This window comes from Rhizobium sp. CC1099 (genome assembly GCF_029714385.1).
Classification (GTDB): domain Bacteria; phylum Pseudomonadota; class Alphaproteobacteria; order Rhizobiales; family Rhizobiaceae; genus Rhizobium.
This window is the reverse complement of record NZ_CP121641.1, coordinates 3,113,965-3,137,474: the sequence shown is the minus strand read 5'-3', so window position 1 is coordinate 3,137,474 and position 23,510 is coordinate 3,113,965. Positions and strand designations below refer to the sequence as shown.

At 60.4% G+C, this 23,510-nt stretch carries 22 protein-coding genes; 14 read left to right on the top strand and 8 right to left on the bottom strand.

Annotated features, from left to right (window positions below; translation table 11 throughout):
• Nucleotides 1-48: 48 nt before the first annotated feature.
• The gene (gene ruvC, locus QA644_RS15785; protein ID WP_283069458.1) at nt 49-561 is read right to left on the bottom strand and encodes a crossover junction endodeoxyribonuclease RuvC; all 513 of its coding nucleotides are present in this window, start codon (nt 559-561) and stop codon (nt 49-51) included.
• A 234-nt stretch (nt 562-795) separates the two neighbouring features.
• On the opposite strand from ruvC, the gene QA644_RS15780 reads away from it, so the two are divergent.
• Nucleotides 796-3,114, top strand: coding sequence for a methyl-accepting chemotaxis protein (locus QA644_RS15780; protein WP_283069456.1), 2,319 nt, complete (start codon nt 796-798; stop codon nt 3,112-3,114).
• Nucleotides 3,115-3,239: 125 nt separating this feature from the next.
• Nucleotides 3,240-4,241 (top strand): LLM class flavin-dependent oxidoreductase, encoded by a 1,002-nt coding sequence (locus QA644_RS15775; protein ID WP_283072401.1) that lies wholly within the window; start codon nt 3,240-3,242, stop codon nt 4,239-4,241.
• 229 nt (nt 4,242-4,470) lie between these two features.
• Here QA644_RS15775 and QA644_RS15770 read toward each other — a convergent pair whose 3' ends face one another.
• Nucleotides 4,471-5,217, bottom strand: coding sequence for a YebC/PmpR family DNA-binding transcriptional regulator (locus tag QA644_RS15770; protein ID WP_039846027.1), 747 nt, complete (start codon nt 5,215-5,217; stop codon nt 4,471-4,473).
• A gap of 175 nt (nt 5,218-5,392) precedes the next feature.
• On the opposite strand from QA644_RS15770, the gene QA644_RS15765 reads away from it, so the two are divergent.
• Nucleotides 5,393-5,896 carry a pyridoxamine 5'-phosphate oxidase family protein gene (locus tag QA644_RS15765; RefSeq protein ID WP_074069598.1) on the top strand — a complete coding sequence of 168 codons (504 nt, stop codon included), beginning with the start codon at nt 5,393-5,395 and terminating at the stop codon, nt 5,894-5,896.
• A gap of 40 nt (nt 5,897-5,936) precedes the next feature.
• Here the strand turns inward: QA644_RS15765 and QA644_RS15760 are convergent, their stop codons facing one another.
• From QA644_RS15760 to QA644_RS15735, 6 genes are all read right to left on the bottom strand, one after another.
• Nucleotides 5,937-6,776: an MBL fold metallo-hydrolase gene (locus tag QA644_RS15760; protein WP_283069454.1), complete on the bottom strand. Its 840-nt coding sequence runs from the start codon at nt 6,774-6,776 to the stop codon at nt 5,937-5,939.
• A gap of 109 nt (nt 6,777-6,885) precedes the next feature.
• Nucleotides 6,886-7,710 (bottom strand): TIGR00282 family metallophosphoesterase, encoded by an 825-nt coding sequence (locus QA644_RS15755; protein WP_074069596.1) that lies wholly within the window; start codon nt 7,708-7,710, stop codon nt 6,886-6,888.
• Between the two features lie 3 nt (nt 7,711-7,713).
• Nucleotides 7,714-8,310 carry a 5-formyltetrahydrofolate cyclo-ligase gene (locus QA644_RS15750; protein WP_074070417.1) on the bottom strand — a complete coding sequence of 199 codons (597 nt, stop codon included), beginning with the start codon at nt 8,308-8,310 and terminating at the stop codon, nt 7,714-7,716.
• Nucleotides 8,311-8,366: 56 nt separating this feature from the next.
• On the bottom strand, nt 8,367-9,266 hold the full coding sequence (locus QA644_RS15745) for an NAD(P)-dependent oxidoreductase (RefSeq protein WP_283069452.1): 900 nt from the start codon (nt 9,264-9,266) through the stop codon (nt 8,367-8,369).
• On the bottom strand, nt 9,263-10,120 hold the full coding sequence (locus tag QA644_RS15740) for a glycosyltransferase (RefSeq protein ID WP_074070416.1): 858 nt from the start codon (nt 10,118-10,120) through the stop codon (nt 9,263-9,265). Before QA644_RS15740 ends, QA644_RS15745 begins: the two co-directional genes overlap by 4 nt.
• 2 nt (nt 10,121-10,122) lie before the next feature.
• Nucleotides 10,123-11,343 carry an NAD-dependent epimerase/dehydratase family protein gene (locus QA644_RS15735; protein WP_239597056.1) on the bottom strand — a complete coding sequence of 407 codons (1,221 nt, stop codon included), beginning with the start codon at nt 11,341-11,343 and terminating at the stop codon, nt 10,123-10,125.
• Between the two features lie 115 nt (nt 11,344-11,458).
• Between QA644_RS15735 and ybgC the strand changes: the two genes are divergently transcribed.
• The 11 genes from ybgC (at nt 11,459) to QA644_RS15680 (ending at nt 23,454) form a co-directional block, all read left to right on the top strand.
• On the top strand, nt 11,459-11,914 hold the full coding sequence (gene ybgC / locus QA644_RS15730; protein ID WP_239597059.1) for a tol-pal system-associated acyl-CoA thioesterase: 456 nt from the start codon (nt 11,459-11,461) through the stop codon (nt 11,912-11,914).
• 392 nt (nt 11,915-12,306) lie between these two features.
• The gene (gene tolQ / locus QA644_RS15725) at nt 12,307-13,026 is read left to right on the top strand and encodes a protein TolQ (protein ID WP_022715757.1); all 720 of its coding nucleotides are present in this window, start codon (nt 12,307-12,309) and stop codon (nt 13,024-13,026) included.
• Between the two features lie 19 nt (nt 13,027-13,045).
• Nucleotides 13,046-13,501: a protein TolR gene (gene tolR / locus QA644_RS15720; RefSeq protein WP_022715756.1), complete on the top strand. Its 456-nt coding sequence runs from the start codon at nt 13,046-13,048 to the stop codon at nt 13,499-13,501.
• A gap of 8 nt (nt 13,502-13,509) precedes the next feature.
• On the top strand, nt 13,510-14,637 hold the full coding sequence (locus QA644_RS15715; RefSeq protein ID WP_283069448.1) for a hypothetical protein: 1,128 nt from the start codon (nt 13,510-13,512) through the stop codon (nt 14,635-14,637).
• A gap of 21 nt (nt 14,638-14,658) precedes the next feature.
• Nucleotides 14,659-15,969 carry a Tol-Pal system beta propeller repeat protein TolB gene (gene tolB / locus QA644_RS15710; RefSeq protein WP_028739716.1) on the top strand — a complete coding sequence of 437 codons (1,311 nt, stop codon included), beginning with the start codon at nt 14,659-14,661 and terminating at the stop codon, nt 15,967-15,969.
• Between the two features lie 155 nt (nt 15,970-16,124).
• Nucleotides 16,125-16,652, top strand: coding sequence for a peptidoglycan-associated lipoprotein Pal (pal, locus tag QA644_RS15705; RefSeq protein ID WP_074069591.1), 528 nt, complete (start codon nt 16,125-16,127; stop codon nt 16,650-16,652).
• 162 nt (nt 16,653-16,814) lie between these two features.
• Nucleotides 16,815-17,834: a tol-pal system protein YbgF gene (gene ybgF, locus QA644_RS15700; RefSeq protein ID WP_283069445.1), complete on the top strand. Its 1,020-nt coding sequence runs from the start codon at nt 16,815-16,817 to the stop codon at nt 17,832-17,834.
• Between the two features lie 10 nt (nt 17,835-17,844).
• Entirely contained in the window at nt 17,845-19,206 is a 1,362-nt protein-coding gene (tilS, locus tag QA644_RS15695) for a tRNA lysidine(34) synthetase TilS (RefSeq protein ID WP_283069443.1), read from the top strand.
• A 98-nt stretch (nt 19,207-19,304) separates the two neighbouring features.
• On the top strand, nt 19,305-21,236 hold the full coding sequence (ftsH, locus tag QA644_RS15690; protein ID WP_283069441.1) for an ATP-dependent zinc metalloprotease FtsH: 1,932 nt from the start codon (nt 19,305-19,307) through the stop codon (nt 21,234-21,236).
• A 242-nt stretch (nt 21,237-21,478) separates the two neighbouring features.
• A complete protein-coding gene (gene glmM / locus QA644_RS15685) occupies nt 21,479-22,831 on the top strand; it encodes a phosphoglucosamine mutase (protein ID WP_283069439.1) in 1,353 nt (450 codons plus the stop codon).
• 236 nt (nt 22,832-23,067) lie between these two features.
• Nucleotides 23,068-23,454 (top strand): cytochrome c family protein, encoded by a 387-nt coding sequence (locus QA644_RS15680; RefSeq protein WP_283069437.1) that lies wholly within the window; start codon nt 23,068-23,070, stop codon nt 23,452-23,454.
• The last annotated feature ends 56 nt before the right edge of the window (nt 23,455-23,510 follow it).

The following is a 23,510-nucleotide window of genomic DNA, read 5'->3' as shown; positions in this document are numbered from 1 at the left end:
TCCTTTGTATTACCTAGCTGCAGAAAGAGAACAAGTCAAGAACGCATGTCAGCCGGCCAGTGCTGCCTGGCGCATCCGGCTGCTGCCGCGGTTATGGGCGTGGCAGATGGCGATTGCGAGCGCGTCAGCGGCGTCGTTGCCCTTGAATTCGACTTTCGGCATCAGGATTTTCAGCATCAAGTGGATTTGCTGCTTCTCGCCGTGGCCGACGCCGATGACGGCTTTCTTGACGGCGTTGGGTGCATACTCCGATACCTGGAGCCCGGCGCGTGCCGGCACGAGCATCGCGATGCCGCGGGCCTGACCGAGCTTCAGCGTCGCAACCGCATCCTTGTTGACGAAGGTCTGCTCGACCGCTGCCTCATCCGGCTTGTAGCCATGCACGATTTCGGTAAGCCCGTCATGCAGCTGGCAGAGGCGAGAGGCGAGGTCCATCTCGCCGTCCGAGGTCACCGTTCCGGAGGCCACGAAGCGCAGCGAATTGCCGAGTGTGTCGATAATTCCCCAGCCGGTGCGGCGAAGGCCCGGGTCGATGCCGATGATGCGAATCGTATTTTGCATGGCTCACCTTATTGCGGTTGCAAAATAACTGCCACCGATATGTGAACAAAACAAAAACATTACGTCCCTTTATAAGGCGCCGTTTACCACGAATTAAATCCAATGCCTGAAAGCTACCCCTTCAAATGTGAGAGGAGCTGCCTTTTTGCAAAAGGTTAAGGCTCCCCGTGTTCTGTTTTCGGTCAAGATGGCAGGTTTTGCTGCCGGCAAGCCGCTCCGGAAGGGTTCGTTGTCATGGCTCAGAGATTTCAGTCCCTGTCCTTTAAGGTTATCGCGACATTTATCCTGCTCACGGCACTGGCTGTGAGCACGATCAGTGTTCTTGGCTACTTCACCAGCAGCCGCATTTCAGATGCGCAGGCGCTGAAGGCCAAGGAAAGCGTTCTCATCTTCCGCGGCGACATGCTGCAGGATCAACTGGGACAGCTCGAAAATCAGGCGAGTTCCATTGCGCGCATCGAGGCGCTGCAGATGTCGATCACCAGCCTGAAGAGCGGCTGGAAGACGATCGAAAAATCGTCGGGCGACGCGCGCGGCGAACTCAAGAAGGTGTTCATCACCAACAATCCGAACCCGGCCGATCAGCGTGAAAAGCTGATGAAGCCGGAAGGACCGAGCGGCTTCTACTACTCCAACCACGAAAAGACGCAGGGCGAAGTTGCACGCGACCTGGAGAACACCGCCTTCAGCGACCTGCTGATCGCCGATCTCGATGGCTCGGTTCTCTATTCCTACAAGAAGGAAGACAATTTTGCCGAAAACCTGAAGGCTGATGCATGGAAGGCGACAGGTGCGGGTATTGCGTTTGCAAAGGCGATAGAGAACACGGCCAAGGCGACGGACGATTCCGCGCCGACCGCATTTTCGGGCCTGCGCGTTGATGCCTCCAACGGCAAGTCGGCGATCTTCTACGCAGTGCCGATCATCAAGCTCGGACAGCCGAAGGGCATCATCCTCTTCAAGGTTCGCGACGATATCATCACCAGCATCCTGGCAAAGGGGATCGTTTCCGGCAGCACGGCTCAGGCGGCCATCATTTCCAGTGACGGTTCTGCCGTGGGGCTCAATGCCGAAGGCCGGCTTGCGACGCTCGACACGGCGCCGTTCACCTTCATGAAGGATGCGCTTGCAAGCAGCAACGGCATGACGGTCGACGACTTTGCGCGCCCCGACGGCACCGCCCGGGCCTATGTCCGCTCTATCACCTATCAGGGCGAGCGGTTCCTCGTCGTCGAAAGCGTGCTCGTCAGCGAGCTCAATGCTGGTTCGATCGAGATCGCGACGCTGCTGACCATGATCGGCCTTGCAGCGCTTGTCGTCATGGCGATCGCCACCGGCCTCATCACCAAGGTGCTCTTCTCGCCGCTCGCCCGCCTCGCTGGAAATACCCGCGATGTGGCCGACGGCAAGCTGGATGTCGAGATCGGCAGCCAGACCCGCCAGGACGAAATCGGCACGATGGCCAAGGCGCTCGCCCGCTTCAGGCAATCACTGATCGAAAGCCGCGAGCTGGAAGCGGCAAGCGCCGAAACCCGCGCCCGCGCCGAGCGCGACCGTCAGGAAAACCTTGCTCTGCGCGAAGCGGAAGCGAGAACCTTGCAGGATGTCGTCCAGGCACTGGACGAGGGTCTGGACCATCTGGCGAACGGCGATCTTGCCTATCAGATCGAAACGCGCTTCCCCAACGAACTTGAAAGCCTGCGCGTCAACTTCAACGAGGCGCTCGCCACGCTCAGCGAAACGATGACGGCGATCGGCGGCAACTCTATGGCTGTACGGTCGGGCTCGGAAGAGATGCGGACCGGAGCCGACGATCTTGCCGGACGTACCGAGCGCCAGGCTGCTTCGATCACCGAAACGGCCAATGCGATCGACGCGATCACCCAGTCCGTTCGCGTCCAGATCCAACGCGCCGAACAGGCGGAGCGCATTGCCCGTGACGCGAAGAAGGAGACCACCGGCTCCAGCCAGATCATGCGCGAGACAATCGCAGCGATGGAAGCAATCCAATCCTCCTCGCGGCAGATCAATACGATCATCTCCGTCATCGACGACATCGCCTTCCAGACCAACCTGCTGGCGCTTAATGCCGGCGTCGAAGCCGCCCGCGCCGGGGAATCCGGCAAGGGGTTTGCGGTTGTGGCAATGGAAGTGCGCGAGCTGGCGCAGCGCTCATCGAGCGCAGCCAAGGAAATCGCGAGCCTGCTGCAGAAGTCGACCCGCGAAGTCGAGACCGGCGTGGCGCTTGTCGAGCGGGCAGGGGTGGCTCTGACCGGCATAGGCAGCCATGTGGAAGCGATCAACGGCCAAATCAACGAGATCATGGAATCGACCCGCGAAGAGGCGGATACGCTCCGCCAGATCAACACGTCCGTTTCCGAGCTCGATTCGATGACGCAGCAGAATGCCGCCATGGTCGAGGAAACGACAGCCGCGATCCACCGCCTTGCGGCCGAGGCTGTGGAGATGGACCGTCAGCTCGGCAATTTCACGCTGCCTCACGACCATTACCATCACAGCGCCGAGGTTCATGTTCTGAGGCAACGCCGATAAACGGAGCAAACGAAGCGAAGAGATCGGGGTCGGGAAACCGGCCCTTTTCTTCGTCCGCGGGATTTGGAATGAGCGATTCCAGAACCTACATAGACCTGTCCTTCCAATCACCGGCAGGTTTTCCTATGGTTCCCTTTTCCATTCTCGATCTTTCGCCCGTTGCCGAAGGCACGACGATCCAGCAATCCTTCGAAGGCTCGGCGCGCATGGCGCAGAAGGCGGAAGAGTGCGGCTACAAGCGCTTCTGGCTGGCGGAGCATCACGGCATGCCGGGGGTTGCAAGTGCCGCGACTGCGGTGGTCATCGGCCATGTCGGTGCCGCAACGAAACGAATTCGCATCGGCTCGGGCGGAATCATGCTGCCCAATCACTCGCCGCTGGTGATCGCCGAGCAGTTCGGCACATTGGCGGCGCTTTTCCCGGGCCGGGTCGACCTCGGGCTTGGCCGCGCGCCGGGTACGGATATGCGCACAGCACAGGCGCTCCGCCGCAATCTGGAGACAGGCGCCCACAACTTCCCGAACGATATCGTCGAGCTGCAGCAGCTATTAGGCGCGCCGGTCGAGAACCAGGCGATCCTTGCCGTTCCGGGCCACAATTCGCATGTGCCGATCTGGCTTCTCGGCTCCAGTCTTTATAGCGCCCAGCTCGCGGCGATGCTCGGCCTTCCCTATGCCTTCGCCTCGCATTTCGCGCCGGATTCGCTGCTCGATGCGATCGATATCTACCGCAGCAAGTTCCAACCCTCGGCCTCGCTCGACCAGCCCTACGTCATGGCCGGCGTCATGGGTTCCGTCGCGCAGACGGACGAGGAGGCGCAATATCATTTCACCTCTGCCCAGCAGCAGTTCGTCAATCTGCGCCGTAACGTCCGTGGCCCGTTCCCGCGGCCAGTCGAGGACATGGAGGGCTTCTGGTCACCGATGGAGAAACTGAATGTCGAGCACACGCTGCGCTATGCGGTCGTGGGCTCGCCGAAGACGTCAGAGGCGAAGCTCACTGAATTCCTGAAGGAGACCGGGGCCGACGAACTCATCATCTCGATGCCGATCCACGACATCGAGGCGCGGCTGAAGTCGGTCGAGCTGTTTGCGGGACTGGGGAATTTCATGCGTGTTGCGGCTTAAGGTCCTGGAGCTGCGAAGCGCTCCGCGGCTTCTTCCCTCATTGCTGTGAATGAGCGACCAAGGACGTGGGCGTGCTGGACCCCCTGTGACAAGCACAGGAGTGAGGGAGCCCAAGAGGTAGCGGGTGGTTCGCATATAGGCTGCTCGCTCTGCGCCCAACATCACTCCTGAAAACAAAAGACCCGGTAGCGTTTCCGCAGCCGGGTCTTTTCTTCGTTCGTTCGAATGCTCAGGCCGAAAGCTTGGCGAGCACTTCCTCGGAAACCTCGAAGTTCGAATAGACGTTCTGCACGTCGTCATCGTCTTCCAGGCTGTCGATAAGCTTCATCAGCGACTGGGCCCTTTCCTCGTCCACCGGCACGTTGTTCTGGGAGCGCCAGACGGCCTTGACGGTTTCAGCTTCGCCAAGCGCGCCTTCCAGGGCCTTGGCGACCTCGCCGAGGGATTCGAAGGCGCAGGTGATGGTGTGGCCTTCCTCGTCGGTCTCGACGTCATCGGCGCCGGCTTCGATCGCGGCTTCCATGACCGTGTCGGCATCGCCGGCGGATGGCTTGTAGGTGATCTCACCGACGTGGTCGAAGGAGAAGGAAACCGAGCCGGTTTCGCCGAGCGCGCCGCCGGCCTTCGTGAAGATCGAGCGGACGTTGGATGCGGTGCGGTTGCGGTTGTCGGTCAGCGCTTCGACGATGATCGCCGTGCCTCCCGGACCGTAACCCTCGTAGCGGACTTCGTCGTAATTCTCGCTATCGGCGCCTGCGGCCTTCTTGATGGCGCGGTCGATGTTGTCCCTCGGCATGGACTGTGCCTTGGCGTTCTGGATTGCCAGGCGCAGGCGGGCGTTCATCGTCGGGTCGGGCAAGCCGGCCTTGGCGGCAACGGTGATTTCGCGCGCAAGCTTGGAGAACATTTTCGACCGCACGGCATCCTGACGGCCTTTGCGATGCATGATGTTTTTAAACTGTGAATGGCCAGCCATGGCACCCCTGTTCACGTCTCATTGTTCGGAATGGACGGCCTTATAAGAGCGAAGCGGGCTGCATTCAAGAAGAAAGCAGCTTGTCTCTGTGTCCCGAGGAAGGCGAAAAGCTACGGAACAAAGCGGCAGACGTGACGTTTGAAGGCTTGAAAAGCCCGAACGGAAGGGGAAGGCCATGGCAAGCTTTAGTGAAGCGCGCGATCATCCGGCACGGCAGCTTTGGGATCAGGTGAACGATGTTTCCGCAGGGATGCTCGGCATCGATGGTGCCGACATGCACATGCAGCCGATGGCTCCGCATGCCGATCCGAAGACCAATACCATCTGGTTCTATACCAAATCGGATGCCGACATCGTACGCGCCGTCAAACCGGGAATGCGGGCGCATTTCTGCGTCGTCGGCAAGGATCACGACTACCACGCGTGCCTAGCAGGCAAGATCGAGGTCCGGCCGGATCCTTCGAGGATCGAGCAATATTGGAATTCGGTGGTTGCTGCCTGGTACGAGGAGGGCAAGAAAGATCCGAACCTGACGATGCTTGTCATGCATGTGGACGACGCCGAAATCTGGGTTTCGACCGGCAGCAAGCTGAAGTTCGGCTGGGAGATCGCGAAGGCCAATCTCAGCGATGACAAGATGCCGGAAGTGGGCATCAAGCGGCATCTGCAATTTGCCTGATACGGGCAGAACCCGGAGGTCTCAGACTTTCGGGTCTTCTCTATTGAGCGCCCTTCATCACATAAATGAGCGGCTTCTTGGGGAGGGAGCGCATGGAAACGGTAATCGTGTCGTCGGGCGCGTAGCTGATATCGAAATCTTTGCCGAACATCGACACGAAGCGCGCGACCGGCGGACCGCGGCGGTGCATCGGCAGTATCAGCGACGAGCGAAGCCGCTTGATGATGCGGCTCATGCTGTCGGCGCCCATGGTCAGGCCGCCATCGACCGGCACCATGACGATGTCCAGGCGGCCGATCTCAGTGTATTGGGCATCGGTCAGCTCATAGTGCAGATGGCCGAGATGGCCGATGCAGAGCCCGGCGCTCTCGAAGACGAAGATCGAATTTCCATCCTGCTGCGCAGCGCCGTAGCCGCCTCGGATATCCGTCGTGACGTTGCGGATATAGGTGTCGCCGACCATCAGGTCGATGTCGGCCTTTTCTCCGGGCACATCGCTCCAGCCGTGCAGCACGTGCTTGATCGCCGGATCCGGGGTCAGCGTGTAGTGCGTGGAGTGCGCCCGGTTCATCGTCACCACGTCGGGTGTCACGACCGGCCGGTACCAGCCGTTGAAATCCGTTGCGATGACGATGCCGCCCGGCGTTTCGATTTCGAAGGTGGAATGTCCTAGGAAGGTCAGCTTGACATCCTCGCCTTCCGAAACCGCGGTCACGATGGGCATCTCACCGGAAAAGCTTGCGAATTTGGCCTTGGGGATTGCCTGTGCGATCGCCTGGCATTGGCTAACGGGCTTCCGTTCCTCTTGTGCGGCGGCTGCACGGGGCAGGGCAAGAGGCACAAGGCATGCGATAGCGAGGATAAGCAATTGCGGCTTCATGCCACCCTCCGGCGCTTTCACGGTGCGGCGAGGATGCGACAAGGGGACGCATCGGTCCAGCCGAAATCAGGCAGGGCCGCTCACAATTGCGTGTTGCCGGCGGGTGTTCTCAGCGCCAGAAATCCGGGATGGTTTCGGAAAGCCGCGGGCCAATCCGCAGCGGCGCGATCTTTTCGGCAAGCCCCGTGGAGTCGGAAATCTCCACGCCAACACCGCAGATCGTGGCAGGTCCAGTGGCGGCTTCCATACGTCCCTTCGGCATCTTGGATATGAAGCGGTTTAGCGGCTCTTCCTTGTCCATGCCAAGCGAGGAGTCGTAGTCGCCGCACATGCCGGCATCCGACATATAGGCCGTGCCTCCGTTGAGGATCTGGTGGTCGGCGGTCGGCACATGGGTATGCGTGCCGATGACGAAGCTGGCGCGTCCATCGACGAAATGGCCAAAGCACTGCTTCTCGCTGGTGGCCTCCGCATGGAAATCGAAGATGATCGCATCGGCTTGTTCCTTCAGCGGGCAGGCATCGAGGATCGCTTCGGCGGATTTGAAGGGATCGTCGAGCTCGGGATGCATGAAGACGCGGCCCATGATGTTTGCCACGAGCACGCGTGCTCCGCTTCGCGCATAAAAGAGCCCTGAGCCGCGGCCGGGCGTTCCCTGCGGATAGTTCGCCGGGCGCAGGAACTGGTCGTGGCGGCCCGCGAAGGCGACCGCTTCCTTCTGGTCCCAGACGTGGTTTCCGGTTGTGACGACGTCGGCGCCGGCGTTGATCGTCTCGAGGAAGATGTCCTCCGTGATGCCGAAACCGCCGGCAGCATTTTCGCCGTTGACGATCACGAAGTCGAGTTTCAGGTCTGAAACCAAGCCGGGCAGGCGATCCCATACAGCCGTGCGCCCCGTCTTGCCGACCATGTCACCCAGAAAAAGCAGACGCATTCCTTATCCGATCCAAGAAGCAAAAAAGCGAAGGCCGCTTTCTGTCAGGATGGCATCCAGGCTTATGTCATGCGGCTCGTCGGGCACATGTGCCACTTCCTGGCAGTCGAATGCAATGCCCATCAGCTTCGGATGCATGCCTTTTTGCCGCAAACGGCCGATCGCGCGGTCGTAGTGGCCGGCGCCATAGCCGATGCGATGGCCGCGATCGTCGAAGGCCGACAGCGGCACGAGCATGATTTCCGGATCGAGAACGGTGGCCTCTTGTCCCGGTCCGGCAGTGCCGAAGCCCGTTGCAACCAGCGGCGCGCTGCGCAGGAGTTCACGGAAGACGATCGTCTGCCTGTCGAGGATGGCGGGAACGCAGAGGCGGGCGCCGCGTGCCTCAAAGCGCGCCATCAACGGCCGGATATCGGCCTCCGAGCGGATGGGCATGAAGCCCGAAATGATCGTGCCGGGATCGAAAGCCACGGCCTCGCCGGCGTGCTCCGCCATTGCCAGGCTTTTTTCGATCCGCGTCTCTGGCGGGATTGCGTCGCGCAGCGCAAGCCGTTCGGCGCGCATCTGGGCTTTCAGTTCTTTGGATATCGTCTGCTGCATAATGCGAACCATAAACGGCTGGCGGGCCATTGCAATCCCGTGAAAGCAGCTGGAGTTTACTGTCGCAAGTGCTGCAATGGGGCCACCAGTTGCCGGACCGTCTGTTCGAACAGGGCCTTGCCGCCCGGAAGCCAGCCGAGCGCTTGCAACTTTTCGGTGCTCATCCGATTGATGGCAGACTTGTCTGCCGAGGCAGGCAGAGGATTGGGACAGCCGGTTTGCTGTTGCACGACCGACAAGATATCGCGGGTATCGGCGAGAAGATCGGAAACATTGAAGACCTCGCCGGATATGCGGGCGCTTTCCGTCTCCAGCATCAGCCGCACGGCGCGGCCGAGGTCGCGGCCGTGAACTTCCGTTCCGGCTCGAACGGGCGCCGACCTACCGCTCAGGTAATCCTCGATGAGACCCGTCCATTTGTTCGGGAGCAAGTCGCCGTAGACCCCCGTGGCGCGCAAGCTGGCCGCTGCAAAGCCCGGTCCGGCCAGATGGGCGAGCGCTCGCTCGCCGGCGAGCTTCGCCTCTCCGTAAAGCGTATCGGGCTCCGGCAGCATGTCTTCGGTGAGAACAGTGCCGGGCGCTGCATCCTGATAGGCGGCGCGGCTGGAGATGAAGATGCAGCGGCGGGTACCGGCGCGCCTGGCGGTGTCGAAGAGCTTCACAGTGCCGTCGAGGTTTAGGCGACGGAAGCCGCCCGGATCATCGCCTTCGCCGCCACGATATTGACCGGGTAGGTGGCTGAGCGCGGCATGCACGAAGAAATAGGCATCGTCGAAGGCCTCGATATGGTCCTTGTCGGGATCGAGCGAAAGCGGTGCGAATTCGACGGGACGGGAAAAGAGGCGTGGCAATGGCGCGCGGCGTCCGCCAATGATGACCGAATATCCGGCGGCAAGCAGCTCCTCGACGATATAGCGACCCACCAAGCCCGTCCCGCCGGATACCAGTACCTTCATTTCGCCTCCGGGTTCATCATGGACGCAAGGTCCGGCAGGTCGTTGCCGGCATGGACGGAGTGCCAGAGATCGATCAGCGGCTTGAGCCTGGCCGCCTTCGGATGATCCTTCTCCCATGGCTTTTCATATTGGTAATGCAGGACCGAAATGCTCTTCCAGTCCCAAAGCGCGGGCATGGTGAACCATACATATTGCAGCATGTTGAAATAGACGGGGAGGCCGTGCCAATCCGGGAAGAAGGCTTCGAGGAAGGTCTGGTCTGTCCGTCGCCAGAAGGCATCCGGCTGGTCGAGCATGGCAAGCATCCGGCCAAAGGTTTCCTCGGAAGGTCTTGCGACGAAGACGCCGGAATTCATGCGGCGGAAGTCGGCAAGCGTTTCATAGACATTCGGTGCTGCGGAAAATTCGGGGTAGCCGAAGAGTTTGTCGATATTCTTCAAGACGATAGCATCGGCATCGATGAAGACGGTGCGCTCGTATTCGGTCAGCTGCCAGAGGCGAAGCTTGCAGAAATTGTCGAGCGGCGAATGAAAATCAGGCTTGCGGCCCTTAGTGAAGGGGGCGGCGGAATGAAGCTGGCCGCGGGCATGACGCTCGTTGAAGGCGCCGGAAAGCGGCAGGTGCGCGACTGCGATGAGGCGGCAGCCAAGATCGGCAAGCGGGGCAAGCGCGATTCCATCCACGCCGCCGGTATGCAGCACGACGATATTGGCCGCCGTTTTCGTAAGCCGAAGGGAGCGCACAAGCGCGGTCGCACCCTTGGCATAGTCGGCATTCGTGACGAGGGTGATGTAGGCGTAACGCTGAGGCGACTCTGCTAGTGAGATGGCCGCTCCGGTCTCCGTCACATCCATGCTCATGACACCGATTTCAGCCGCTTGCCTTCCGGGTCGCGGTCGATCGTGGCGGCGATGTCCTTCGTCCAGGCGGAGACGGCGGGAACGCGGGAGCGGTCGACGCGGTAAGCGAATTTCCTGGCGACGTCGACGATCTCGCTGAGCAAGCCCGCCTCGAGCGTGATCGGATCGAGCCCCAGATCGCGGAATTTCTCGTTCCTGACGATCAGATCGTTTTCCGGCGCTTCCTTGCGCGGGTTGGGAAGCCAGGCGATCTTCGCGCCGCTCATCCTGGCGATCATCTCGGCAAGATCGCGCACCCGATGCGTCTCGGTCATCTGGTTGAAGATCTCGACACGGGAGCCGCGCGCAGGCGGGTTCTTCAGCGCAAGCTCGATGCAGCGAACCGAATCCTGGATATGGATGAAGGCGCGCGTCTGGCCGCCTGTGCCGTGCACGGTCAGCGGGTAGCCGATCGCGGCCTGGATGAGAAAGCGGTTCAGTACGGTGCCGTAGTCGCCGTCATAGTCGAAACGGTTGATCAGTTGGGGATGGCGGCAGGTCTGCTCCGTATGTGTGCCCCATACGATGCCCTGGTGCAGGTCGGTGATGCGCAGCGCATCGTTTTTCGCATAGAACTGCAGGAGCAGTTGATCCAGGCACTTGGTCATATGGTAGATCGAGCCGGGATTGGACGGATAGAGGATTTCCTGTTGCGCCATGTCGCCATCCGCCGTTTCGACGCCGACGGTCAGGTAGCCCTCGGGGATCGCCGCGCCGACGGTCGAATAGCCGTAGACGCCCATCGTGCCGAGGTGGATCAGATGAGCGTCGAGCTGTAATTCGACGAGCGCATTCAAAAGGTTATGCGTAGCACTGACATTGTTGTTGACGGTGTAGTTCTTGTGCCGGTCACTCTTCATCGAATAGGGTGCCGCGCGCTGCTCGGCGAAATGGACGATGGCGTCCGGCCGGTTTTCGGCAAGCCAATTCTTGAGAAGCTCGTAATCCTTGGCGAGGTCGATCAGATTGAAATGGATGCGCCGCCCGGTTTCGGCATGCCAGATGCGGGTTCGCTCCTGAATGGAATCCATCGGCGTCAGCGATTGCACGCCGAGTTCGGTGTCGATCCAGCGCCGCGAGAGATTGTCGAGAATGTGGACGTCGTGCCCCGCGTCTGAGAGATGCAGCGATGTCGGCCAGCCAATGAACCCATCTCCGCCCATCACCGCAATCTTCATCGCATTGCCTCCTGCATGTTCATCCACTATCGGGAATACTCAAGTACTGTGACGATTGTTCAAAGCTAGGGCATTGCTGCGCCTCGCCAACAGGCATGCGAGTTTGGAGAAAATTATGGCGGATAACGGCTTTTCGATTTCTGGCGCGCTGACGCAGACGGGGCACCAACTGATCCAGCGCGTCTATTACGAAGACACCGATTTCTCCGGTCTCGTCTATCACGCGCGCTATCTGCATTTCCTTGAGCGCGGCCGCACCGACTATCTTCGCTGCCTGGGCGTCGAGCAGCGCGAGCTGATCACCGCCGACGAGGAAGGGCTCGTTTTCGTCGTTCACCGCATGGAGATCGACTTCAAAAATCCGGCGCGCATGGATGATGTTCTCACCATCGTCACGCGCACCGAGAAGGCAGGCGGCGCGAAGATGGTGCTGCAACAGGACATCCGCCGTGGCGAAACGCCGCTTATCGCCGCCAAGGTCATCATTGCCGTCATCAACGCGAAGGGAAGACCGCGGCGGTTGCCCGAGGCGCTGGCAAAGCAGATGCAAATCGAGACGCAGGAGGGCTGAAAGTGCATCCCAGACATGCCAAATGACCAAACGCAAGCCTTGCAAAAACATGACTTTTATGTGAAGGAATTCGGCGCTGCAAAGGATTGCGCGGTACTCCGTCGTCGAACTTCGGTCTCTTCGTGCCAAGCCGGGAAGAAAAATTCAGCTGGTAAAGCTTTGCCGTCATACTCTGGCACTAACGATCTATTAACCATAATAGTGTCTTACTCTGAAAGTCAGAGATTGTGCGGTGCACGCCTTCCTTTGACCAAATTTGACGGCAAGGAAGGCGAAGAAGAGCTTTAAGCTTGACCAGGGCTTTGGGCGGCGGTCGCCAGGCAATTCTTGCGAGATCACTTTCTGTGCCGCCCGGTCAAGCACCGGGCGTTTGGATTCGGGGATTTTGATAAATGGAACAAGTAGGATTGGCAGCAGCAACGGCCGACGTCAGCCTCTGGTCGCTGTTCATGCAGGCAGGCATCGTCGTCAAGCTGGTCATGCTCGGGCTGATCGCAGCCTCCGTCTGGACCTGGGCAATCGTCATCGACAAATATCTGGCCTATGGGCGCGCCCGGCGCCAGTTCGACAAGTTCGAACAGGTTTTCTGGTCGGGTCAGTCGCTGGAAGAGCTCTACAGGACACTTTCCGAACGTAACAATACCGGGCTTGCTTCGATCTTCGTTGCAGCCATGCGCGAGTGGAAGAAGTCCTTCGAGCGCGGCGCACGCTCGCCGATCGGCCTGCAGATGCGTATCGACCGGGCAATGGATGTGACGCTCGCCCGTGAAACCGAATATCTTTCCGCCCGCCTCGGGTCGCTCGCGACGATCGGTTCGGCTGGTCCGTTCATCGGTCTCTTCGGTACGGTCGTCGGTATCATGACTTCGTTCCAGGCAATCGCCGGATCGAAGTCGACCAATCTCGCGGTCGTTGCACCCGGTATCGCCGAGGCGCTTCTCGCCACTGCGATCGGCCTCGTTGCCGCTATCCCGGCGGTTATCGCCTACAACAAGTTCTCCGCGGATGCCGGCAAACTCTCTGGCCGCATGGAAGGCTTTGCGGACGAATTCTCCGCCATACTTTCGCGCCAGATCGACGAGAAGCTGCAGCCGCGTCAGGCCGCACAGTAAACCAACGGAGTACACGATCATGGGTATGGCTGTTGGAGGCAATAACGGCGGAGGCGGAGGACGCCGCCGCCGTGGTGGCCGGAACAAGGGTGTTATTTCCGAGATCAACGTGACGCCGCTCGTCGACGTCATGCTCGTGCTGCTCATCATCTTCATGGTGGCGGCCCCGATGATGACCGTCGGCGTGCCGATCGACCTGCCGGAAACGCAGGCCAAGGCGCTCAATTCCGAAACGCAGCCGATCACCATTTCCGTCAAGAACGACGGTGCGGTGTTCCTGCAGGAAACGCCGATCCCGGCCGAAGAGATCGCCGCCAAGCTCGAAGCGATCGCGACCACCGGCTACAATGAACGCATCTTTGTGCGTGGTGATGCGACGGCGCCCTACGGCGTGATCGCCGACGTCATGGCGCGCATCCAGGGCGCGGGCTTCAAGAATATCGGTCTCGTCACGCAGCAGAAGAAGGACCAGTAGAAAGCAAGATGAAGACCAGTGTCGTCACATCTGCTGTTCTGCACGGCTTGGTGCTCGCCGCGGCTCTGGTGACCATTGGTTCGCCGGAATCGTTCAAGGTCGATGATTTCGAAGCGATGCCGGTCGATCTGGTGCCGGTCGAATCCATCACCCAGATGCAGCAGGGTGACAAGACGGCAAAGCCCAACGACAAGCCGGCGCCGAAGCCGACGTCAAAACCCGCTGATGTTGCAGACGCCGAAAACCTCGGCGACAACAAGATCGATCTGAAGACGCCGCCGATCCCGAACGCCAAGCCCAACAACAACGAAAGCACTGCCGCGCCGAAAGCCGCCGAGAAGCCGCTTCCCCAGAATGATCCCGTCCCCAACGAGGTGAAGGAGATCATGAAGGAGGACACGGTGGTCGATGAGCCGAAGGAAGTCGCATCGATTCCAGAAACCAAGCCGGAAATTGCGCCGACGCCGCCGAAGCCGGAAGAAATGCCTGCCGAACAGGCCGAGCCGCCGAAGCCGGAAGCCGAAGCGCTGCCGGACAATGTTCCGACGCCGGTGGCCAAGCCGCAGGTGAAGCCGCCCGAGCAGAAACCCGCTGAAAAGCCGCCGGAAAAAAAGCAGGACCAGCAGAAGACGGCTGACAAGCAGCCGGACAAGAAGAAAGCCGACAAGGCCCAGGAAAAGGCGAAGGCCTCGTCCTCGAAGCAGAGCGATTTCAACGCCGACGACATCGCAGCACTGCTGAACAAGCAGGAGCCTTCCAACGGCGGCGCCAAGCGCTCGACCGAAGTCGCTTCTCTGGGTGCCAAGAAGTCGAATAACACCGGCGCCAAGCTCAGCATGAGCGAGATGGATGCGCTGCGTAATGCGATTGCCGGCAACTGGCAGATCATTCCCGGCCTTGCGGACATGGACCAGGTCCGTATCACCGTCCATATGAAGCTGGACGAGAATGGCGAGATCATCGGAGATCCCGAGGTCGAAGCGACCGGCGGCAACGAATCCACACGCCGTGCACTTGCAGGCGGTGCCTATCGTGCCGTCAAACGATCTGCGCCGTTCACCAACCTTCCGAAAGACAAATATGACGCGTGGAGCGAAGTCATCGTGAACTTCGATCCCAGTCAGATGGCCCTTTAAATGCTGAAAGGCTTGCTCCTCATGACCAAGTGTTCCCTCATCCGCGCCTTCATGGTGGCTCTCGGCATGGCTGTGACGGCGGCTATCGCGACGCCTGCGCACGCGCTTGTCGAGATCAACATCAACAAGGGTAACGTCGAGCCGCTGCCGATCGCCATTACCGATTTCCTGCAGGGCGACATGGGCGCGCAGGTCTCTCAGGTGATCGCCGCCGATCTGCAGCGCTCCGGCCTCTTTGCGCCGATCAACAAGAACGCCTTCATCGAGAAGATTTCCAACCCCGATGCCGCTCCGCGTTTCGAGGACTGGAAGGTCATCAACGCGCAGGCGCTCGTCACCGGCCGCGTCACGCAGGAAGGCGATGGCCGACTTCGCGCCGAGTTCCGTCTCTGGGATTCCTTCGCCGGTCAGCAGATGACCGGCCAGCAATTCTACACGCAGCCGGAAAACTGGCGCCGCGTTGCCCACATCATTGCCGACGCGATCTATAAGCAGATCACCGGCGAAGAGGGCTATTTCGATACCCGCGTCGTCTTTGTCTCCGAGTCTGGCACGAAGCAGCAGCGCAAACGCCAACTCGCGATCATGGACCAGGACGGCTTCAACGTGCGCACGCTGACGGATGGCAGCGACCTCGTTCTGACGCCGCGCTTCTCGCCGAACCGGCAGGAAGTGACCTACATGTCCTTCGCCAACCAGCAGCCGCGCGTCTATCTGCTGCAGCTCGAAACCGGACAGCGTGAAGTTGTCGGCAACTTCCCGGGCATGACCTTTTCGCCGCGCTTTTCGCCGGATGGCCAAAAAGTGGTGATGAGCCTTCAGCAGGAAGGTAACGCCAATATCTACACGATGGATCTGCGGTCGCGCACGACGACGCGCCTGACGTCGACGGCCGCGATCGATACCTCGCCATCCTATTCGCCGGATGGCGGCCGGATCGTTTTCGAAAGCGACCGCGGCGGCAAGCAGCAGATTTACGTGATGAATGCCGACGGCTCCGGCCAGACGCGTATCTCCTTCGGCGACGGCAACTATTCGACGCCGGTCTGGTCGCCACGCGGCGACCTGATCGCCTTCACCAAGCAATCGGGCGGGAAATTCTCGATCGGCGTGATGAAGCCGGACGGTTCGGGCGAGCGCATCCTGACGACGGGTTTCCACAACGAAGGCCCGACCTGGGCGCCGAACGGGCGTGTGCTGATGTTCTTCCGCCAGCCCGCCGGTGCAGGCGGCCCGCAGCTCTATTCGATCGATCTGACGGGTTACAACGAGCAGGTCATCAAGACGCCGACCTACGCATCCGACCCGGCCTGGTCGCCGCTGCTTGAGTAGTGGATGAGCCGGATTTCGCCTTCTTGTCGCCGCAAAGTGCTGGAATTGGCCGATGCAGGGACAATCAACAAATTATTAACCATACTTCTTGAGCGCCGATTAACCCAGTACGGTTACAGTCCGGCAACCCTGATAAATCGCAAGGAGACCCGGCCATGAGCCGAATTCACACCCCGGCAATGAGCCGCATGCAGAATTTCGCCCGCAACCCTGTCATGATCGCACTCGTTGCCGGTCTGGCGCTTGCTGGCTGCGCCAACAAGAAGACGCCGAACAGCGCTGGCGAGCTCGGCCTCGGTGCAGGTGCCGCAACGCCGGGTTCGGCTCAGGACTTCACCGTCAACGTCGGCGACCGCATCTTCTTCGACACTGACTCGACCTCGATCCGTGCCGACGCTGCCCAGACACTCGACCGTCAGGCACAGTGGCTGGCTCGCTACCCGAACTATGCGATCACCGTCGAAGGCCATGCCGACGAGCGCGGCACGCGCGAATACAACCTCGCTCTCGGCGCCCGCCGTGCTGCCGCCACCAAGGATTACCTTTCTTCGCGCGGCGTTCCGGCTCAGCGCATGAAGACGATCTCCTACGGCAAGGAACGTCCGGTCGCCGTCTGCGACGATATTTCCTGCTGGTCGCAGAACCGCCGTGCAGTCACTGTTCTCGGCGGCGCCGGTATGTAATCCTCTCAAATATATTGTGTTGCGAAAAGGCGGCTCCTTCGCGGGCCGCCTTTTCTTTTTGAACACACTTTGGCCAGACTCCGTTGCTTTTTGAAGGTAATTGGAAAAATCTCCTGTTCGTGCCATCCAGGCGCGAAGAATCACTGGGACAGGACGAAACCTATGAAGAAACTTGTCGTGGCAGGCTTGCTCTGCCTCGCGGCCGTTACCGGAACCGAGCGAGCGGCTTATTCCGCTTCGTTTCTCGGCATGAACTTTGGCGGCAAGCCTGCGCAGAGCCAGACGCAGACGCCGCCGGCCGTCAACGTGCAGAGCAGCAGCGCGGAAATGCGCGTGCAGCAACTCGAAGAGCAGCTGCGCCAGCTGAACGGCCGCATCGAGGAAATGAGCTTCCAGATCCTGCAGATGCAGGAATCGCTGCGCAAGACGCAGGAAGACAACGAATTCCGCTTCCAGGATCTGGAAAAGAGCGGCGGTGCCGCTGGATCGAAGGGCAACACGAAGAAGAGCGAGGCCGATCTGCAGCCTCCAGCTTCCGGGCAGGCCGATGCACTTCCCCAGCGCCAGAACGACGATGTCGCGACGATCATCGAAACACCACAGGGAGCCGAAAGGGCTCCCTCCAACGACGTTCCGTCGGACAGCGGTTTCGGTCGGCCGCCGCAGAAGCTGGGCTCGATCCAGTTCGATCAGAACGGCAATCCGATCGGCGGCAGCGTGAATGAGAACGCGGAGGTCGGTTCAGCGCCGCTTCCCGACGTGAATGCCGGGACGTCGCCGCAGCAGACCGCATCTCTCGGCAGCGAGACCGATCAATACAAGGCCGCTTACGGTCACGTCCTTTCCGGCGATTACGCGATTGCTGAAGAGCAGTTTACCCAGTATATCGCGCAGTATCCGGGAAGCGCTCGGGCTGCCGATGCCAACTTCTGGCTGGGCGAAGCGCTCTATTCCCAGGGCAAGTTCAATGAGGCCGCCAAGACCTTCCTGAATGCCCACAAGAAATACGGCTCGTCCGAAAAGGCGCCCGAAATGCTGCTGAAGCTCGGCATGTCGCTGGCAGCACTCGACAATAACGACACCGCCTGTGCGACGCTCAAGGAAGTCACCAAGCGTTACCCGAAGGCTTCGCGCGCTGTCATAAGCAAGGTCGCGAGCGAACAGAAGCGCCTCTCCTGCTGAGGCTTCCGGTTTGTCTCCGGAAACCGTGCTTTCGCCCGAGGCAGCGGCCCGCCGCTTTCTCCGTTCGCTTGCCAGCCCGACGCGTATTCTCGTCGCGATCTCCGGCGGCAGCGATTCGACCGGTCTGCTTCGTGCACTTTTGGAAGCGCTAAAGGCCGAACCCAATTCCCAAATTTCCCTATGCGCCGCCACGATCGACCACGATCTGCGCGCAGAATCGGCAGATGAGGCGCGCCATGTCGCAGCCTTATGCAAATCGTTCGGCATTGCCCACGTGATCCGTGTCTGGCGCGATCCCAAACCAAAAACCGGCATCATGGCGGCCGCCCGCGAGGCACGTTACGAACTGCTCGCAGATGCCGCGGCGGAACTTGGCGCTAATCTCATCGTGACGGCGCATACGCTGGACGATCAGCGGGAGACGCGAGCGATGCGCGGCGCGCGCAGCGACAACCCCTCCACCGGCATCGCCGATGCCGTTCTCTTTGAGCGCCGGGTCTGGATCGCCCGGCCGTTTCTTTCGTGCCTGCGCGCCGATATCCGCGCATTTCTCTCGGCCCGCGCCGTGCCTTGGCTCGATGATCCAAGCAATGAGGATCTTAAATATGAGCGCGTGCGGACGCGCGCGGCATTGGCCGGTGAGGGCGCCCCGGAGGCAGAAGCTTACGGCGCCGACGTCCGCTTGGAGCTTTCACGGCAGGCGGCCCTATGGCTCGGCCGTCATTTTACCCTTGCGTGCGAAGGGCTGGGCTGCGTGGAGAGAGATGGACTTGAGGCGCCCCTGGACGTGCTCGGTTATGCGCTCGGCCGTCTTGCGGCCGTTTTCGGCGGACAGCGCTTTGCGCCAGGCCGCATGCAGATGGATCGCATTCTCGGTTTCGCAACCGCCGGCACGCCCGGACGCATGACCGCAAGCCGAGTGGTTTTCGATCTAAGACGCGACGGCCTTTACCTTGCCCGCGAAAGCCGCGGCATCTTGCCACTGCTCGTTGCTCCCGGACAGCGCGGCATTTGGGATGGCCGGTTTGTTGTCGAGAATAGCTCATCGTTCGATCTGACGGTTATCGCACGGCCCGCCAACCCCTCCCTCATTCCCGTGCTTGGCACGGCAATCCAGCCACGGCGGGTGGCGCATTTGCCCAAAGCTGCGCTCAAGCGGGCCTTGGCAGCTCAGCCACGCATTTCCGTCGCCGCTGACGCGAACTCGTGCATGAATTCTCATCCGGATGTCACTCTCACGCGGTATTTTGCGCTGTTCGACCGCTTTTTGACACGATTTGATCTCATCTTTGCTGAAAGCCTCGCGGCGGCTTTTGGAATGCGCCCCTATCCAAGCCCGCCTTTAGGTCTTATTGACGGAAAAGCCATCTGACAGAGTGTATCGCCTTGGCAACGGCACAGCGCAACCCTATGTTAGAAGTCAAATAAGACGGCTGCCATGAGGCGGTTGTTGCAGTGCTGGGGAGTTCAATGAACCCTAACTTACGTAATTTCGCCTTGTGGGCAATCATAGCGCTTCTGCTGATTGCCCTTTTTAGCATGTTCCAGACGACGCCGGCGCAGACCGGCTCGCGCGACATACCCTATTCGCAGTTCCTGCGTGAGGTCGATGCGGGCCGCGTCAAGGAAGTCGTCGTCACGGGTAACCGTGTGTCGGGAAGCTATGTTGAAAACGGCACCAGCTTCCAGACCTATTCTCCTGTCATAGATGACAACCTGCTCGAGCGCCTGCAGTCGAAGAACGTCCTGGTTTCGGCCCGGCCTGAAACCGATGGTTCGTCAGGCTTCCTGAGCTATCTCGGCACGCTGCTGCCGATGCTGCTCATTCTCGGCGTCTGGCTGTTCTTCATGCGGCAGATGCAAGGCGGCTCGCGCGGCGCGATGGGCTTCGGCAAATCGAAGGCCAAGTTGCTCACGGAGGCGCATGGCCGCGTCACTTTCGATGACGTCGCAGGCGTCGACGAAGCCAAGCAGGACTTGGAAGAAATCGTCGAATTCCTGCGCGATCCGCAGAAGTTCCAGCGCCTCGGCGGCAAGATCCCGCGCGGCGTGCTGCTTGTCGGCCCTCCGGGTACCGGTAAGACGCTGCTCGCCCGCTCCGTTGCCGGCGAAGCCAACGTTCCGTTCTTCACCATCTCGGGTTCCGACTTCGTCGAAATGTTCGTCGGCGTCGGCGCAAGTCGCGTCCGCGACATGTTCGAGCAGGCGAAGAAGAATGCGCCCTGCATCATCTTCATCGACGAAATCGACGCCGTCGGCCGCCATCGTGGCGCCGGTCTCGGCGGTGGTAACGACGAACGCGAACAGACGCTCAACCAGTTGCTGGTCGAGATGGACGGCTTCGAGGCCAATGAAGGCATCATCCTGATCGCCGCGACCAACCGCCCTGACGTTCTCGACCCCGCACTGCTGCGTCCGGGCCGTTTCGACCGTCAGGTTGTCGTTCCGAACCCCGATATCGTCGGCCGCGAGCGCATCCTCAAGGTACATGCCCGCAACGTTCCGCTGGCGCCGAATGTCGACCTCAAGGTTTTAGCCCGCGGTACGCCCGGCTTCTCCGGTGCTGACCTGATGAACCTCGTCAACGAAGCCGCCCTGATGGCCGCACGCCGCAACAAGCGCGTCGTCACCATGCAGGAGTTCGAAGACGCCAAGGACAAGATCATGATGGGCGCCGAGCGCCGCTCTTCGGCGATGACCGAAGCGGAAAAGAAGCTCACGGCCTATCACGAAGCCGGCCATGCGATCACGGCGCTCAACGTCGCCGTCGCCGATCCGCTGCACAAGGCAACGATCATTCCGCGCGGCCGTTCTCTCGGCATGGTCATGCAGCTGCCCGAAGGCGACCGCTACTCGATGAGCTATAAGTGGATGGTCTCGCGGCTCTGCATCATGATGGGCGGCCGCGTTGCTGAAGAACTCACCTTCGGCAAGGAGAACATCACCTCCGGTGCGTCTTCGGATATCGAGCAGGCCACCAAGCTTGCTCGCGCCATGGTCACGCAGTGGGGCTTTTCCGACCAGCTCGGTCAGGTTGCCTATGGCGAAAACCAGCAGGAGGTCTTCCTCGGCCATTCCGTATCGCAATCGAAGAACGTTTCGGAGGCCACGGCTCAAAAGATCGACAACGAAGTGCGTCGGCTTATTGACGAGGCATACACGCAGGCGCGCGATATCCTCACCGAAAAGCACGACGATTTCGTCGCGCTTGCCGAAGGCTTGCTTGAGTACGAAACGCTGACCGGCGAGGAAATCAAGGCGCTGCTGCGCGGTGAAAAGCCCGCTCGCGACCTTGGCGACGATTCGCCGCCGAGCCGCGGCTCGGCCGTGCCGAAAGCCGGCGCACGCCCGGCTTCCAAGGGCGACGAGCCGGAAGCAGGGCTCGAACCCCAGCCGCATTGACGGAAAGCAACTCGAACGAACAAGGCCGGATTTTCCAGCAGAAGATCCGGCCTTTTTTCCGTCGGTAACGGGATATAATAAATTTTCTTGGTAATTTACGTGATGGCGCCTAGGATTTGTGGCATGCCGCTATCATGAAGAGGCCGCAATGAGGCTTTGTATTGGGGCGAATCGTCTCTGCGGCTTGAATTGCTTGGCGCAACTCGCTGCCTTCTTGGCGCGCTGAAAGCATAGGGGAGCATATGAAAAGACGTTACTTCGGCACAGACGGCATTCGCGGGCAGTCGAATATCTTCCCGATGACGCCGGATCTGGCGATGCGGGTCGGCATTGCAGTCGGTACGATCTTCCGCCGCGGCAATCACCGCCATCGCGTGGTCATCGGCAAAGACACGCGTCTCTCCGGCTATATGCTGGAAAATGCCATGGTGGCGGGCTTCACGGCCGCAGGTCTCGATGCATTCGTTCTTGGCCCGATTCCGACGCCCGCCGTCGCCATGCTGACACGTTCGCTGCGTGCCGATATCGGCGTCATGATTTCCGCCTCGCACAATCCATACGAGGACAATGGCATCAAGCTCTTCGGCCCCGACGGCTACAAGCTTTCCGACGATATCGAAATACAGATCGAAGACTTGATGGAGAAGGATCTCCACACGCAACTTGCCAAATCTGACGACATCGGCCGTGCCAAGCGCATCGATGGCGTGCATGACCGCTACATCGAGCATGCGAAGCGCACGCTGCCGCGCGATGTCACGCTGCAGGGCCTGAGGATTGCGATCGACTGCGCCAATGGTGCCGCCTATAAAGTGGCACCGGCCGTGCTTTGGGAACTCGGCGCCGATGTCGTTACGATCGGCAACGAGCCGAACGGCATCAACATCAATCTCAACTGCGGTTCCACCAGCCCCGTCGCTCTGCAGAAGAAGGTCGACGAAGTGCGGGCCGATATCGGTATCGCGCTCGATGGCGACGCCGATCGGGTCATCATCGTGGATGAAAACGGCACGATGATCGACGGCGACCAGCTCATGGCGGTGATCGCCGAAACCTGGGCGGAGAACCAGCAGCTTCGCGGCAACGGCATCGTTGCGACCGTGATGTCGAACCTCGGCCTCGAACGCTTTCTCGAAGGCAAGGGGATGGGTCTTGCCCGCACCAAGGTCGGCGACCGCTATGTCGTCGAGCACATGCGCCAGCACAATTTCAACGTCGGCGGCGAACAGTCCGGGCATATCGTGCTCTCGGACTACGGCACGACCGGCGATGGCCTTGTTGCCGCGCTGCAGATTCTTGCTGCCGTCAAGCGCACTGGCAAGACCGTCAGCGAAGTCTGCCGCCGCTTCGAGCCGGTGCCGCAGCTTCTGCGCAATGTCCGCATTTCCGGCGGCAAGCCGCTGGAAGACCCACAGGTGCAGCAGGCAATCGCCGATGCGGAAGCCGAGCTTTCCAAGAACGGCCGCCTCGTCATCCGCCCCTCCGGCACCGAACCGCTGATCCGCGTCATGGCGGAAGGCGACGACCGGGCGCAGATCGAGCGCATTGTCAACGAGCTGATCGGCACGATCTCGGGCGTCCGTACCGCCGCTTAGTTCTGCCTTCGATGATCGATCACAGCCGGCGCCAATGCGCCGGCTTTTTTTTATGCCCGCGTCATTCGCTTCAGCACAATCTTATTGGATGAATTGACTTATCGGCGTGGAGGCATAGCTTTTTCTTGATCGCACAAGTGTCACCCGCCTGCAGCGGCGACAACACGGCAAGCCATATTGCGATAGAAAGATGGCGCCGGCCGTCGTTTCAGGCAACCTGGGAGGATTGGGTTGTCATGCGGTATCGCGTTCTTTTAGCCGGCTTATGTGTTGCCATGCTTCCTGCTTTTGGCGTGAATGCCCAGGAGGGCGATGCCACGGCGGGCGCTACTGTTTTCAAAAAATGCGCCGTATGTCATGTGGCCGAGACGGACAAGAACAAGGTCGGTCCGTCGCTGAACCGGATCCTTGGCAGGAAGGCGGCGACGCATCCGAATTTCAGCTATTCTCCGGCAATGAAGAAAGCAGGCGAGGGCGGGCTCGTTTGGGACGAGGCAACACTGCGCGACTATCTCCACGATCCCAAGGGAAAGGTAAAGGGAACGAAGATGGTGTTCGCCGGGCTGAAGGACGACAGCGAGATCAACAATCTCATCGCTTACCTGAAGCAGTTTTCCCAATAGATGTGATGCGAATCCCTGACGGTCACCGCAGCGTCGCTTTCGCCGTCGTCATTGTC

Excerpts from the sequence above, each read along its gene's own strand:
- ruvC (WP_283069458.1), bottom strand. The coding sequence starts at position 561 with ATGCAAAATACGATTCGCATCATCGGCATCGACCCGGGCCTTCGCCGC.
- QA644_RS15780 (WP_283069456.1), top strand. The coding sequence starts at position 796 with ATGGCTCAGAGATTTCAGTCCCTGTCCTTTAAGGTTATCGCGACATTT.
- QA644_RS15775 (WP_283072401.1), top strand. The coding sequence starts at position 3,240 with ATGGTTCCCTTTTCCATTCTCGATCTTTCGCCCGTTGCCGAAGGCACG.
- QA644_RS15770 (WP_039846027.1), bottom strand. The coding sequence starts at position 5,217 with ATGGCTGGCCATTCACAGTTTAAAAACATCATGCATCGCAAAGGCCGT.
- QA644_RS15765 (WP_074069598.1), top strand. The coding sequence starts at position 5,393 with ATGGCAAGCTTTAGTGAAGCGCGCGATCATCCGGCACGGCAGCTTTGG.
- QA644_RS15760 (WP_283069454.1), bottom strand. The coding sequence starts at position 6,776 with ATGAAGCCGCAATTGCTTATCCTCGCTATCGCATGCCTTGTGCCTCTT.
- QA644_RS15755 (WP_074069596.1), bottom strand. The coding sequence starts at position 7,710 with ATGCGTCTGCTTTTTCTGGGTGACATGGTCGGCAAGACGGGGCGCACG.
- QA644_RS15750 (WP_074070417.1), bottom strand. The coding sequence starts at position 8,310 with ATGCAGCAGACGATATCCAAAGAACTGAAAGCCCAGATGCGCGCCGAA.
- QA644_RS15745 (WP_283069452.1), bottom strand. The coding sequence starts at position 9,266 with ATGAAGGTACTGGTATCCGGCGGGACGGGCTTGGTGGGTCGCTATATC.
- QA644_RS15740 (WP_074070416.1), bottom strand. The coding sequence starts at position 10,120 with ATGGATGTGACGGAGACCGGAGCGGCCATCTCACTAGCAGAGTCGCCT.
- QA644_RS15735 (WP_239597056.1), bottom strand. The coding sequence starts at position 11,343 with ATGAAGATTGCGGTGATGGGCGGAGATGGGTTCATTGGCTGGCCGACA.
- ybgC (WP_239597059.1), top strand. The coding sequence starts at position 11,459 with ATGGCGGATAACGGCTTTTCGATTTCTGGCGCGCTGACGCAGACGGGG.
- tolQ (WP_022715757.1), top strand. The coding sequence starts at position 12,307 with ATGGAACAAGTAGGATTGGCAGCAGCAACGGCCGACGTCAGCCTCTGG.
- tolR (WP_022715756.1), top strand. The coding sequence starts at position 13,046 with ATGGGTATGGCTGTTGGAGGCAATAACGGCGGAGGCGGAGGACGCCGC.
- QA644_RS15715 (WP_283069448.1), top strand. The coding sequence starts at position 13,510 with ATGAAGACCAGTGTCGTCACATCTGCTGTTCTGCACGGCTTGGTGCTC.
- tolB (WP_028739716.1), top strand. The coding sequence starts at position 14,659 with ATGACCAAGTGTTCCCTCATCCGCGCCTTCATGGTGGCTCTCGGCATG.
- pal (WP_074069591.1), top strand. The coding sequence starts at position 16,125 with ATGAGCCGAATTCACACCCCGGCAATGAGCCGCATGCAGAATTTCGCC.
- ybgF (WP_283069445.1), top strand. The coding sequence starts at position 16,815 with ATGAAGAAACTTGTCGTGGCAGGCTTGCTCTGCCTCGCGGCCGTTACC.
- ftsH (WP_283069441.1), top strand. The coding sequence starts at position 19,305 with ATGAACCCTAACTTACGTAATTTCGCCTTGTGGGCAATCATAGCGCTT.
- glmM (WP_283069439.1), top strand. The coding sequence starts at position 21,479 with ATGAAAAGACGTTACTTCGGCACAGACGGCATTCGCGGGCAGTCGAAT.
- QA644_RS15680 (WP_283069437.1), top strand. The coding sequence starts at position 23,068 with ATGCGGTATCGCGTTCTTTTAGCCGGCTTATGTGTTGCCATGCTTCCT.